Raw genomic sequence first — 12,553 nt, 5'->3', positions numbered from 1 at the left:
GGGGAGGGGCTTCCAGCCCCGGAGCCTGTCCGTGTCATGCTTCAGACGTATGGCATTGCCGGGGGAGGCATTCCGCATGGGTAGGGCCTTGCGATTCACGTCACGCGAAGAGTCGATCCAGAATGAGCTGCTGACGAACCTGGTGGGCCTTGGCAGCTACCAGGACATCCATGACGTGCTGGAGCCGCGCGTGCTCCAGCTGTGTCAGGCGGACCACTTCGCGCTGGGGTGCGCCAACCTGGATGGCTCCGTGGGGCTCCAGTGGACGAGCCGCACGACGATGCCCCTGCTCAAGCATTACTCCGAATGGGTGACGCAGGACTTCGTCTTCCAGGCCACGATTGCCCAGCCCAACCGCGTGTTGAGCACGCAGGAGATGCTGCGGGGACAGAAGCTGGACACCCAGCCGACCCGTCATCGCAGCGTGGAGGCGGGGCTGGACCTGCGGCAGGTGATGGCGACGCTGCTCATGGAAGAGCAGCAGGGCCTCAAGGGCGGGCTCGCGGTGTACAGCGAGCGCTCGCGGCCCTTCCCGGCGCGCAGCCAGCGATTGTTGCAGTTGCTCGTGCCCGCCATCCATCGCGCGGTCAGTCACGTCCAGAGGATCCATGCGCAGGGATTGGAGCTGGATCTGCTCAAGTCCGGCGCTGTCGAGTCCGGGGCCCTGCTGGTGCTGACGCCCTGGGGCCGGGAGATGGTCCGGACCAACGCGGCCACGCGGCTGTTGGAGAAGTGGTTCGCGCGCTCGGACCTGACGCCGCGGGGGATTCCCCATGCGTGGGTGAAGCGGGTGGAGGCGTTGTCGCGCGTGAAGGGGATGCATCCTCCGGCCCTGCTCCGCGATGACCGGGAGCGGGACGGTGAGCAATTGCAGGTGACGTTCTCCCTCTCCACCATCCACTGGGCGGGCAATCCGCTGTGGCAGGTCCGCATCCTCGAGCGTCCGCACTGGCTGCGGGAGGACTGGCTGCGATTGCTGACGCCCACGGAGATCAAGGTGGCGGACGGCGTCCACCGGGGCGATTCGAACCGGGACATCGCGCTCCCGCTTGGGAGTACGGAGGGGACGGTGAAGAAGCAGTTGCAGTCCATCTACCGGAAGACGGGGACCTCCAGCCGCACTCAGTTCCTCGCGCAGGGCCGCCGCGCGTAGCAGGCGGCTACGCCCGGCAGGCCCGCCATACCTCTTTGGTGGGATGGGCCCTGTTTCCGCCCTCGTAATACTTGATGGGTATTGCAAACGGGGGTCGTACCCATGGGCAAGGCACGGAAGTTCCTGTCGCGTGAGCAGGCGTTGGTCGCGGAGCTGAAGGAAGCGCTGGGCAACGCCCGGACGCTGGAGGACGTCTATGAAGCCCTCTCCCGGGCGCTCCTCTCGCTCTGCGAGGCGGACCACCTGGCGGTGGGCTGCGCGAACCCGGATGGGACGGCGGGGTTGCAGTGGAGGACGGACACCGTCCACCCCCTCCTCAAGGATTACGCGGAGTGGGTGCAGGAGGATTTCGTCTTCCGCGCCACGGTGGCGCGGCCCAACCTGGTGCTCAGCGACGAGCAGATGCTGCGGGGGCAGGCGCTGGTGGAGACGGAGACCTTCCGGCGCAGCCAGGGCGCGGGGCTGAAGCTCAAGCGCGTGCTGGCGTCGCTCCTCTTCACGGAGCAGGACCTGAAGGGCGGCATCGCGATGTACCGGGAGTCCACCCGGCCCTTCACGCTCCGGGCGCAGTGGTTCCTCCAGCAGATCATCCCGTACATCTCCCGGGCGGTGGCGCGGCTCCAGGAGCTCTACGCCGTGCGCTTCGAGCGGGACCTGCTGAAGGCCATCGCGATGGGCGCGAGCCCCGTGCTGGTGCTCAACAGCCTGGGGCGGAAGGTGGTGGACACGGGGCCGGCCATCCCGCTGCTGGAGCGGTGGTTTCCGTCGCATGAGCTCAGCGACGGCGTTCCCCGCGCCTGGGCGGAGCGGGTGAGGGCGCTGTCCCGCTTCGATGTCGCGGTGGATCCGCGGCTGGAGTCGCTCACGCTGGAGCGCGGCGCGGACCGGCTGGACGTGACGTTCGGTCCCTCCGCCGTCAGCTGGGGGGGCCGCAACCTGTGGCAGGTGCGGATGCACGAGCGGGTCCACTGGCTGCGCCCGGACTGGAAGGAGAAGCTCACCGCCCAGGAGTCACGCGTGGCGGACTGTCTTCACGAGGGCCTGGCGAACAAGGAGATCTCCTCCCGGCTCGGGTGCTCCGTGGAGACGGTGAAGGTCCACATCAAGTCGCTGTTCGAGAAGACCGGCATCCACAGCCGCGGGGAGTTCGTCGCCAAGGGCCGCCGGGAGTGAGGCGGCCGGTGGGAGCTCGTCACCCGGGGACAGTGCTCAGAGCGCGCGGGCGAAGAAGTCGCGCAGGCGGCGCGCGTAGTCCTCGGGGGCCTTCTGCGCGTACTCGCCGTGGGCCGCCTCCGGCACCACCCATTGCTCGCGGGGCTCGCAGGCGGCGCGGTAGAGGCGGCCGTCCAGCTTCTGGGGGCCGTCCGGGTCGCTGCCGCCGTTGATGAGCAGCAGCGGCCGGCCCTCCAGCCGGCACATGCCGTCCACGGGCCTCACCGCGTCCACGTCGATGCCGGACCGGCGCAGGCCCCACAGCACCGCCCAGGTGCTCAGGCCGTAGTGCGAGCCCATGTCCCCCGCCAGGTCCGGGAACGCCCCCGCCGCCGCCACCGCCTTCACCCGCGCGTCCTCCTGCGCCACCAGCAGGGCCGTCGTCCCGCCCATGGAGAACCCGAACAGGCCCACGCGTCCCGGGGTGACGTCCGGCCGGGCCCGCACGAAGGCCAGGGCCGCGCGCACGTCCTCGCGCTCACTGTCGCCCCAGCCCACCGCGTCGCCTTCGCTTTCGCCCTGGCCGTGCAGGTCGAAGAGCAGCACGCCGTGCCCCGCCTCCGACAGCACCTTCGCTTCGAAGAGCACACGCGTGCGGTTGTCCGCGAAGCCGTGCACCAGCACCACCGCCGTCCCGTCGCGGGACGGCACGTACCACCCTTGAAGCTTCCGCCCCGCGGCCTCGAAGGACACGTCCTCCAGGTCTGGCAGCGCGTCCGGGTTGGGGGGCGGCGTCACCGGGATGCGCGCCGGGTGCACCAGCGCCTGGGCCGTGCGCAGACCTCGCGCCGCCGTGAACCCGCCCATGCCCAGCGCGCCCAGCGCGAGCCCCCACACGGCGATGCGACCCCAGCGGACGCGGTACTGCTTCGTGGACACGGTCAGCTCCGGACGGGGCCGCTCCCCACGCGCCAGCGCTCGACGAGGTTCGTCACGGCGGTCCCCCAGTCGGGGTACTCGAAGGTGAAGCCCGCGTCCAGCAGCCGCCCGGGCACCACGCGGCGGCTCTTGAGCAACAGCTCCGTGTCCGTGCGCATGAAGAACGCGCCCACCTCCAGCATCCACTTCGCCGCCGGCAGCCCCACGCTCACGTGCGCCGCCTCGCGCAGCTTCGCCATCAGCTCCCGCTGGGGCAGCGGGTTCGGCGCGGCCAGGTTCACCGGCCCGTCCAGGTCGTCGCGCTCCAGCAGCAGCTGCACCGCGCGCACGAAGTCCCGGTCGTGGATCCACGACACGTACTGCCGCCCGCTGCCCGCGGGGCCTCCCAGTCCCCGGCGCGTCAGGCCCAGGAGCACGTCGAAGATGCCCTCCTTGTCCGGGCTCATCACCATCGCGCTGCGCAGCGCCACCTTGCGCGTGCGGGGCGTGTCGGCCTCCGCCAGCGTGCGCTCCCAGGCCTGCGCGATGTCGATGCTGCGCTTCCAGTACGCGGGCACCCCCGGCTCGTTCCCGCCAATGAGCCCGGTGGCCTCGTCGTTGGGCGCGTCCATCCGGTGCGCGTACAGCGTCGCGGTGCTCATCTGCAGCCACACGCGCGGCGGCTTCGCGGCCTGCTGGATGGCCTGGCCCACCACCCGCGTGGAGTCCACCCGCGAGTCCATCATCTGGCGCAGGTTCTCCTCCGTGTAGCGGCAGTTCACGCTGCGCCCCGCCAGGTTGATGACCGCGTCGGCGCCATCCACCTCCTTCGCCCAGTCACCCAGGGTGCGCCCGTCCCAGGACACCGTGCGCGCCTCGCCCTGGCCTCCCCGGCTGATGAGGACGACGTCATCCCCCCGCGCGGTGAACGCCCGCGCCAGCAAGGCGCCCACCTGTCCCGTGCCACCCGGAATCACGACCTTCATGGACGAAGCCCCCTCATGTGGTGCGGCACCCGGAGGCATAGCGCGCACCCCGTCCGGGCCGCCCGGCTCCCGGAACCGGGCCCCCGGGTCGTCCTGGTGCCGCCGATGAGCCCCGCTTTTCCCCGGCTCCGGAGCCCGGCGGTGGGGCATTTTCCGGGATGTCCCGGGTCGGGCGGGAGAAACCAACCGGCTCGGAGGGAAAATGCGGCGCGTCACGCAACCGGGCCCGTGTCCGGACGACAATGCGTCATCCCCCCACCTCGAATCCTGAGGGCCGTCATGATCATCCCGTCCCGCCCGCTCTCCGCGACCCGCCCCTCGACGAACTCCGCGTCGGCCCCGGCCAACACGGCCCGTGTCACCCCGAAGGCGTTCTCGTCGGTCTCCACGTTCGAGGCCGGCCCTTCTGCGAAGAAGGCCCCGACGACGCCCACGACGCCGGTGCCCGCGCCGCAGGTGCCGGTGGAGGACGTGCCGCCCAAGTCGGATCCGCGCTACGACGGCCTGAAGGACCAGGCGCTGATCAACGCGCTGCACGACGCGGTCAGCAAGCACAAGAACCTGGGCTACGACCAGGCGCGGAAGATCATCTTCACCACCCTGGACAACCACGACGGCATCGTGACGTGCGTCTACACGGGCAAGGAACTGAAGACGAACAAGATCCCCAGCAGCAACGTGATGAACACCGAGCACACCTGGCCCCAGTCCAAGGGCGCCACGGGCGCGGCGAAGGCGGACCTGCACCACCTGTTCCCCACGGACAGCAAGGCCAACTCCATCCGGGGCAACTACCCCTTCGGCACGGTGACGAAGGTGAAGTGGGAGGAGAACGGCGCCAAGTTCGGCACCGACGCGCAGGGCCGCACCGTCTTCGAGCCGCCGGACGCGCACAAGGGCAACGTGGCGCGCGCGCTGTTCTACTTCTCCACCGTCTACAACAAGGCCATCCCGCCGCAAGACGAGGCGGTGCTCAAGGAGTGGAACAAGCTGGACAAGGTGGACGCGGCGGAGGTGGCGCGCAACGACGCCATCGAGACCTACCAGCAGAACCGCAACCCCTTCGTGGACGACGCGTCACTGGCCGACCGCATCGCGGACTTCTAGAGTCCGGGGCATGTCCCGTCCGCTCGCGCCCTTGTGGGCGCTCGTCCCTGGCCGCACCGGTGTCCCCCTGATGAAGGTGGGGGGCACGCCCGAGGCGCCGGGCCCCCTGGAGTGGCCCGCCTGCGCGATGTGCGGCGGGCCCCAGCGCTTCCTCTTCCAGCTGCCGCACGTCGAAGGACGGCTGGACCTGGCGCCGTACGCGTCGGTCCACGTCTTCCAGTGCGAGAACCCCGACACCGTCTGCTTCCGCTGGGACCCGGAGGAGGGCGCCAACGCGGCCGTGCCGGTGAAGGCGGGCGCGCCGTCCGTGAGCGCGCCGCCGGGGCCGGTGAAGCCGTACGCGGAATGGACGCTCGGCTTCGAGCCCGCCACCGAGGACACCGAGGCCCTGTCGGTGGACGTCAACGAGGCCACCGAGGAGCAGTTCGCCGCGCTCGACCGCGCCAAGGAGGAGGCGCCGGAGAGCAAGGTGGGCGGCGTGCCCGTGTGGCTCAACGGAGAAGCCATGCCGGAGTGCTGTGACGCGCCCATGCGCTTCGTCGCGCAGCTGGCCGCGATGCCGTTCGGCCTGGACTTCGGAGACAACGGCCGGGGCTACCTCTTCCGGTGCACCCGGGAGGACTGCCTGCGCCCCTTCCGCTTCCTCACGCAGGGCGCCTGAGCCTCAGCGCTGCATCGCCTTGAGCAGCTTGTGGGCGTCCTCCGCGCTGAGCTTGCCGGCCTCCACCAGGTCCAGTACTCGGCGCATCTCCTCGTCGGGGATGCCCCGGGCCTGCTGCGGAGGCGGGGGCGGCACGGGCGGCTGCGGCCGGTGGTGCCGGGAGCCCTGGCCTGCCCAGGGCGGCGCGCCCCAGGAGTTCGCCCAGGCGTGGGCCCACTGGTTCGCGTGGCGCTCGGCGCGGCGCTGCCAGCGCTCCGCCTGACGCTGCCAGCGCAGTGACTCCTCCTCCCAGCCCTCCGCGTCCTCGCCGCGCGAACGGCCCGACTCGCGGATGCGCACCGAGCCCAGCTCCGTCTCCAACAGGAGGGTCGTGGCGGCCTGGGGGTTGGACGGGTAGCGCGTCTGCGCCGAGCCCAGCGACGTATGGGCGGAGATGTTCACGTCCAGCCCGGGCACCAGGCGCAGCTCCACCGCGCCCACCTGCGTCCCGATGCGGTGCTCGCCCACGTCCAGCGCGTCCACGTCCAGCTTCACCGCGCCCGCGGCGGCGTGGACGTGGAGGGTGCCGCCCACGCGCTCGCCGATGATGCGGCCCGCGCCCGTGCGCAGGGTCAGCTTGCCGTGCACGTCGCGCAGGCTCGCCGTGCCCGCGTCGGTGTTCAGCTCCAGCTCGCAGTCCTTCAGGCCGGAGATGCGCACCGCGCCCGCGTCCAGCAGGAGCTTCGCGCGCACGTCCGGTGGAACGAACAGCTCCGCCTGTCCACCGTGGCGCCAGAACAGGGACAGGAAGCCGGCCTCGCGCGGCATCAGCTCCACCTTCGTCACCCGGCCGTGCTCCTGGATGCGCGTCTCCACCCGGCCGTGCGTCACCAGGTAGGGCTTCTCTCCCTCCGGCAGCGGCGACACGACGAGCGTGGCGGCGGGCGCGTGCAGCACCAGCTCCGCGTGCTGTCCCCACGGAATCGCGTGGCGCTGAGTCCCTTCTCGCGAGGAAGACGAGGCGTCGGAGGACGGCGTGGCTTCAGGGTCCATCATGGGGTTACTCCCGTGCCTTCTTGAGACGTTGAGCGGCCTCGTCCGCGTCGATGAGCCCGGCCGCGAGGTCATCGAGAATCTGCGCCCGGCGCGGGGAGCCGCGCTCCCGGGGCGGAGGTGGCGGCGCGGGAGGCGTGGGAGGCGTGGGAGGCGGCGGGGCTCCGGGCGCCTGGCCCAGGGCCTCCACCACGTCGTCCAGCCGCGCCACCACCGTCGGATAGGAGAGGCCCAGCGCCTGCTCCACGTCCTTGATCTTCCCCCGGCAGGCCATGAACACGCGCACGAACGCGAGCTGCTCCGGAGACAGCTGCTGCACCCAGCCCGTCGTGAAGCGCCCCTCCACCGCGGACGCGCACCCGTCGCAGCGCACCCGTTCGATGACGGTGCCGCCTCCACAGACGGGGCAGCGGGTGGGCACGGGCCAGGTGGACTTGGAGGTCGTCATGGTAGGTTATTCAGAAAATCAATTTCAGAATTGAGAATATTGATTTCTATGGCGCTGACAAGGGCGGGAGTTCATTTCCAGGAAAGACGGACACTTCCGAGCCGGTGGCCACGAAGGCGGAGTGGGGCGTGCCCCGGAGGCACTCCGTGAAGGCGGGGCCGTAGAAGCGGGCCACGTCGCAGTCGAAGGCGGTCTCCCGGGCGCGCCAGACGGTCCAGCGGGGATGCTCCACGCGGTACTCGGCGCAGCCGCCGTCGCGCTGGGCGGTGTAGCCCCAGTAGTGCTCGGTGATGAACTCCTCCTGGGAGCCGGGGGCGCTCTCGGCCGGCGTGCCGAGCGTCCGGGCCGACAGCTGGTGCCAGCGGCCGTGGGACTTCCAGGCGTACTCGACGTGGCCGGGCGCGCCGGTGTCCGCGCCGTCCATGTTCACGGCGTGGCGCATGGGGTGCGCGACGTAGGGCTCGTTGTAGAGGACACGCGCCACGGTGGCGATGGCGAGCCGGGGCACGATTTCGCGCACGAACACCACGCCGCGCCGCCAGCCTTCGGGGCCCAGGCGGCGCACGTAGAAGCGCAGGTTCACCTCATCGAAGTCCCGGTGGAACGGCACCGCGAGTCCCCGCACGCGCGTGTCGAGGAAGCGGAAGCCGACCATGCTCGCGAACGTGCGGCCCTGCCACGCGTCGAGCTCCGTGCCACGAGGGACGAGGGGCCGCAGCACCGCCGGATCCACCTCGTAGTTGAGCATCAGCAGGTACCGCCACGTCGCCGTCAGGAAGGGGCGCATGCACGAGGTCTAGCGCGCACGCGACACCCGGGCCCAGGCCCGCCCCCTTGCGCGGCTTCTGTCGCGCAGAAGCGCGGGCCGCCGTTCAGGGAACGGAGGGCTGCGCCTGTGGCTTCCTGGGCGCAAACCCCCGCTCCAGCCGCTCCCGCCACTTCAGCGCGGGCCGCTCCACGCCATGGTGCAGCGCGAGCGAGGCGAGCAGCACCGCCACGGCGCCGCCCACCCACGTGACGACGTGGAACGCGTCCATGCCATGTGGTGCCAGCGCTTCCCGCACGCCGTGCTGCACGGCCTTGTGCGTGAGGTAGACGGTGAAGCTCAGGACCGCGAAGGTCTTCACGCCCGGGATGCGCGCGCAGACGCGCGAGGCCGCGGGGCCCGCGAGCGACAGCAACAGCGCCGAGAAGCCCAGGGCGGCCAGGGGGAACGCCAGCAGGACATAGGGGAGGTAGCGGTAGTGCTCCTCGTTGATGAAGAGGACGCCGCCCAGGCACGCGAGTCCCACGAGGGCCATGGCCCGTGCGCGGGCGCCGCGAGTCCAGCGCTCCCAGGCCTGTGGCCGGAAGACGCGCAGGGCCGCGAGCAGCACGCCGCACATCAGCCCGTCGAGCCGCGCGTACGTCGGGTAGTAGAGGAGCATGTCGAAGTCGCGCCACCCTGGATCGGCCGGCCCGAGCGCGGAGAAGTGGTGCTGCCACAGCCCGCCGCGCAGGAGCATGCCGCCGCCCATCACGGCCGCCGCGATCGCGATGAGGGACGGCGCGCGGAGGCGCCCGCGCAGCGCGAGCACGGTGAGCGGCAGCACCAGATAGAAGTGCTCCTCCACGCACAGGGACCACGCGTGGGAGAAGCCATTGATGCGCAGGCCGAAGTTCTGGGTGAAGGTGAGGAAGCGCCACGCGGGCGTCACCAGGGGCCGCTCCGTCCAGGCCGGTACGAAGAGGTAGAGGCCCAGCACGACCAGGAAGGACGGAAGGATGCGCAGCGCGCGCCGCAGGTAGAAGCGCCGCAGCGACGGCGTCTCACCGCGCGACACCGGCTCCAGCAGCTGTGAGCCGATGAGGAAGCCGCTGAGCACGAAGAACAGCTCCACGCCCGTCCACCCGAAGTTGGCGAACGACTGGTAGGCCTCGTGCCCTTGGGGACGGGGGTAGTGGTAGACGACGACGACGAGGATGGCCAGGCACCGGAGCAGGTCCAGGCCGGCCAGATGGCGCGGTTCGGTGGCGTTCAGCGGAGTCAGCTTTCAGCGGGGGGATGCGCCCGATGCTAGCAAGGCGCGCCCGACCCGCCAGTGACACGCCGCTCAGCCCATTCGGGACGCGTCGGACCCGACGCGCCGGACACGCGTTGGCGCAGCCCCCGCCCGGATGCGCCCATGGCCCGAGCGACCAGGCGCCAGGCTCTTGGAAGCGAATGCGCTCCATCGCGATGAGAAGGTGAGAACCCGTTGATGGCTCCCCGTCGGAGGCGAACCGAAAAAACCTGTCCGACAGTCGGACCGGTTGGGAGAACCGCCGCCAGGGGAGGCCTCCTTGCCGCCCGAGCCGCGGAAACCTGTCGGACAGTCGGACAGGTTTTGGAGAACCGCCGCCAGGGGAGGGCCCCTTGCCGCCCGGGAAGCGGAAACCTGTCCGACAGTCGGACAGGTTTTGGGGCCGGGTCGGGCGGGAGGTGGGCATCCGGGTCCTGGAGCTTGGGGCCCTCGGCTTCACGCTTCGGACGGTGCCCTGGTCACACCTGGCACGCTCGGTGCCTGCTCTGGCTGCTCCATCGAATCCGGTCCCTTGGGTCAGGGCGTCTGGGCGTCCAGGTCCTCTACCCTCGCTCCCAGGCGCGCCGGCACACTTGCCAGGACCCGGAACTCCCTCGCTGAACGTTCGGTGTGCACGTCCGCGCCGTTCATCGTGGTCGTGCACCAGGCGTGCAGCTCGCGCAGCGCTCCGGCGAGGAAGGCCTCCCGCGTGGCTCGCCGCTGCACCTTGCCGCTGGAGGTCTTGGGCAGGCTCCCGGGCTCGATGAGCACCACCGCTCGGGGCCTCACCTCGTGCACCGTCGCCAGACGTCCTCGGATGGCTCCCATCACTGGCGCCACTTCGCCGTCCCACTTGCGTGCATCCACCTCCTGCACCACGACGAGGTGCTCCTCGCCGTCCACCTCCACGCCGAAGGCCACGCCGCATCCGGGCCTGAGCGCGGGGTGGCTCTCCTCCACCACCGACTCCAGGTCCTGGGGGTACAGGTTCCTGCCACGCACGATGATCAGGTCCTTCTCTCGCCCCGTGACGTACAGCTCTCCGTCGTCCAGGAAGCCCAGGTCCCCGGTCCTCAGGTAGGGCCCGTCTCCCTGCGCGGTCCTTGCCTGGAAGACCCTCGCGGACTCGTCCTCGCGCCTCCAGTAGCCCTTCGCCACGCTCGGCCCCTTCACCCAGACCTCGCCCACCTCGTCCGGCGGGAGCTCGCGGCGGGTGTCCGGCGCCACGATGCACAGGGATTGATCCGGCAGCGTCGCTCCGCTGCCCACCAGCGTCCGGGCCGCGCCAATGGGCGCCCTCGCGCTGCCTGCCTCCAGCGCGGCGGTGTCCACGTCTCGGAGGACGGGGGCTGCCTCCTTCGCTCCACCGGAGACGATGAGCGTCCCTTCCGCCAGGCCGTAGCATGGGTAGAACGCCTCTCGCCGGAAGCCATGCGGGCCGAACGCCTCCGTGAAGCGCTCCAGGGTGTCCGGGCGGATGGGCTCCGCGCCGCAGAACGCCACCTCCCAGCGGCCCAGGTCCAGGCCCTCCCGTTGCGCGAGCGGGATGCGCCGCACGCACAGGTCGAACGCGAAGTTGGGCCCGCCGCTGATGGTGCCGCCGAAGCGGGTGAGCGCCTCCAGCCACGCGCGGGGCCGCTTGAGGAACGTCAGCGGCGACATCAGCGCCGTGTGGAAGCCCTGCGCCAGCGGCACCAGCACGCCTCCAATGAGACCCATGTCGTGATACGGCGGCAGCCAGATGACGCCCACGCTGTCGTCGCGCGTCTGGAAGGCGCGGCGGATGGCTCCCAGGTTGTGCAGCAGGTTGCCGTGGCTGAGCATCACGCCCCGGGGCGTCCCGGTGCTGCCGGACGTGTACTGGAGAAAGGCCAGCGTGTCGGCCGTGACGTCCGGCCGCTTCCACTCCGCCGCGTCGCCTTCCTCCAGCGCGTCCGTCGCCACCCACTTCAGCGCTCGCAGCTCCGGCGCGTCCGTGAAGAGCAGCTCCGCCATGGACCGGATGAAGGACGTGGTGAGCACCACCGTGGCCCCGGAGTCCGCGATGAGCGCACGCAGGCGGGGCAGGGTGCGCTCCAGCCTCGATGGGTCCGGTGGATATGCCGGCACCGCCACCAACCCCGAGCACACGCAGCCGAAGAAGCCTCGGAGGTAGTCCGCGCCGGGCGGATAGAGCAGGACCGCGCGCTCGCCCCCGGCCGCGAGCGACTGGAGCGCCGCGGCGATGCGGTGTGCGCTCGATGCCAGCGCACCCCGCGTGAGCGTCACCTCCGCGTCGTCCTCCAGGAAGGTGTAGAGGCGTGGATCCGGAGGACGGCGGCTCCGCTCGTCGAGCAGGTCGATCAGCGTGACGGACATGCGCACCTCAATAGCTGCCGCCAATCATCAGGACGCCCGAGTAGCGGCCGTCCCCCGCGCCAAGGTCCTGCGTGGGCGAGAAGTCCTGGCCGAAGAGGAAGCTGTAGGTGCCGCGCACCTCGGCCGTGAGCTGGGGGTTGAGCTTGAATCGCACGCCCGCTCCCACGGGCGCGTAGCCCCCGGTGTCGTCGAAGAACCGGAAGAAGTTGCCCTCGCGCACCGAGTAGCGCTCGACGCCAATGCCTCCGTGCACGTAGGGCTGCAGCCGGGTGGGGGTGAAGCCAATCGTGAGCTCCGCCTGCCCTCCGTTTCGCACGATGTCCGGCGTGGCGAAGAAGTTGGAGCTGTCCGCGACGGACAGGCTGCTCACACCGCCGCTGTAGCCCAGCTCCAGGCCCAGGTAGTCATTGGCGCGGTAGCCCACGACGACGCCATACGACGGCCCCGGATCCAGGTTGGGCGCGAGCTTGCCCGTGTAGCCCTCCACGCCCAATCCCAGGAGGAAGTACGGGCCCTGCCAATCCACCCGGCCCATCCGCGTGGGCGCGTCCGTCGGTGGGTCCTGGGCCCGGGCGGCGCCACCCGTCAGTCCTGCCAGGCAGAGCCCCAACGCGATGCTTCGCCTCATGACCGCTCCCTCCATGTGTCTCATGCGCAGCCAGAAGGTGGTCTCCGGGGGAGGGGCGAACAACGAAC

At 70.8% G+C, this 12,553-nt stretch carries 12 protein-coding genes; 4 read left to right on the top strand and 8 right to left on the bottom strand.

Going from position 1 to position 12,553, the window contains the following annotated elements:
* The first annotated feature begins 88 nt into the window (after window positions 1-88).
* Window positions 89-1,153 carry a helix-turn-helix transcriptional regulator gene (locus D7W82_RS11220; protein ID WP_158617634.1) on the top strand — a complete coding sequence of 355 codons (1,065 nt, stop codon included), beginning with the start codon at window positions 89-91 and terminating at the stop codon, window positions 1,151-1,153.
* A 102-nt stretch (window positions 1,154-1,255) separates the two neighbouring features.
* Window positions 1,256-2,326, top strand: coding sequence for a helix-turn-helix transcriptional regulator (locus tag D7W82_RS11215; protein WP_120618338.1), 1,071 nt, complete (start codon window positions 1,256-1,258; stop codon window positions 2,324-2,326).
* Between the two features lie 36 nt (window positions 2,327-2,362).
* On the opposite strand, the gene D7W82_RS11210 is transcribed toward D7W82_RS11215, so the two are convergent.
* A complete protein-coding gene (locus D7W82_RS11210) occupies window positions 2,363-3,244 on the bottom strand; it encodes an alpha/beta hydrolase (RefSeq protein ID WP_120618337.1) in 882 nt (293 codons plus the stop codon).
* Between the two features lie 2 nt (window positions 3,245-3,246).
* Window positions 3,247-4,209: a TIGR01777 family oxidoreductase gene (locus D7W82_RS11205; protein ID WP_120618336.1), complete on the bottom strand. Its 963-nt coding sequence runs from the start codon at window positions 4,207-4,209 to the stop codon at window positions 3,247-3,249.
* Window positions 4,210-4,488: 279 nt separating this feature from the next.
* Here D7W82_RS11205 and D7W82_RS11200 point away from each other — a divergent pair, with 279 nt between their 5' ends.
* On the top strand, window positions 4,489-5,316 hold the full coding sequence (locus D7W82_RS11200; protein ID WP_120618335.1) for an endonuclease I family protein: 828 nt from the start codon (window positions 4,489-4,491) through the stop codon (window positions 5,314-5,316).
* A gap of 10 nt (window positions 5,317-5,326) precedes the next feature.
* Window positions 5,327-5,977: a hypothetical protein gene (locus D7W82_RS11195; RefSeq protein WP_120618334.1), complete on the top strand. Its 651-nt coding sequence runs from the start codon at window positions 5,327-5,329 to the stop codon at window positions 5,975-5,977.
* A gap of 3 nt (window positions 5,978-5,980) precedes the next feature.
* Here the strand turns inward: D7W82_RS11195 and D7W82_RS11190 are convergent, their stop codons facing one another.
* The 6 genes from D7W82_RS11190 to D7W82_RS11165 all read right to left on the bottom strand — a co-directional run bounded on the left by D7W82_RS11190 (window position 5,981) and on the right by D7W82_RS11165 (window position 12,485).
* Complete coding sequence (locus D7W82_RS11190; protein ID WP_120618333.1) at window positions 5,981-7,012, bottom strand: hypothetical protein; 1,032 nt, start codon at window positions 7,010-7,012, stop codon at window positions 5,981-5,983.
* Between the two features lie 4 nt (window positions 7,013-7,016).
* Complete coding sequence (locus D7W82_RS11185) at window positions 7,017-7,457, bottom strand: DUF2089 domain-containing protein (RefSeq protein WP_120618332.1); 441 nt, start codon at window positions 7,455-7,457, stop codon at window positions 7,017-7,019.
* Between the two features lie 46 nt (window positions 7,458-7,503).
* A complete protein-coding gene (locus D7W82_RS11180) occupies window positions 7,504-8,244 on the bottom strand; it encodes a YqjF family protein (protein ID WP_120618331.1) in 741 nt (246 codons plus the stop codon).
* An 85-nt stretch (window positions 8,245-8,329) separates the two neighbouring features.
* Entirely contained in the window at window positions 8,330-9,439 is a 1,110-nt protein-coding gene (locus D7W82_RS11175; RefSeq protein ID WP_120618330.1) for an acyltransferase, read from the bottom strand.
* Between the two features lie 597 nt (window positions 9,440-10,036).
* Window positions 10,037-11,857, bottom strand: a complete 1,821-nt coding sequence (locus D7W82_RS11170; RefSeq protein ID WP_120618329.1) for a fatty acyl-AMP ligase — start codon at window positions 11,855-11,857, stop codon at window positions 10,037-10,039.
* Between the two features lie 7 nt (window positions 11,858-11,864).
* The gene (locus tag D7W82_RS11165; RefSeq protein WP_120618342.1) at window positions 11,865-12,485 is read right to left on the bottom strand and encodes an outer membrane beta-barrel protein; all 621 of its coding nucleotides are present in this window, start codon (window positions 12,483-12,485) and stop codon (window positions 11,865-11,867) included.
* Between the last annotated feature and the right edge of the window lie 68 nt (window positions 12,486-12,553).

Source organism: Corallococcus sp. CA049B, assembly GCF_003611685.1.
Taxonomy (GTDB): domain Bacteria; phylum Myxococcota; class Myxococcia; order Myxococcales; family Myxococcaceae; genus Corallococcus; species Corallococcus coralloides.
Note: the sequence above shows the minus strand (reverse complement) of the source record. Positions and strands in the feature narration are given on the sequence as shown.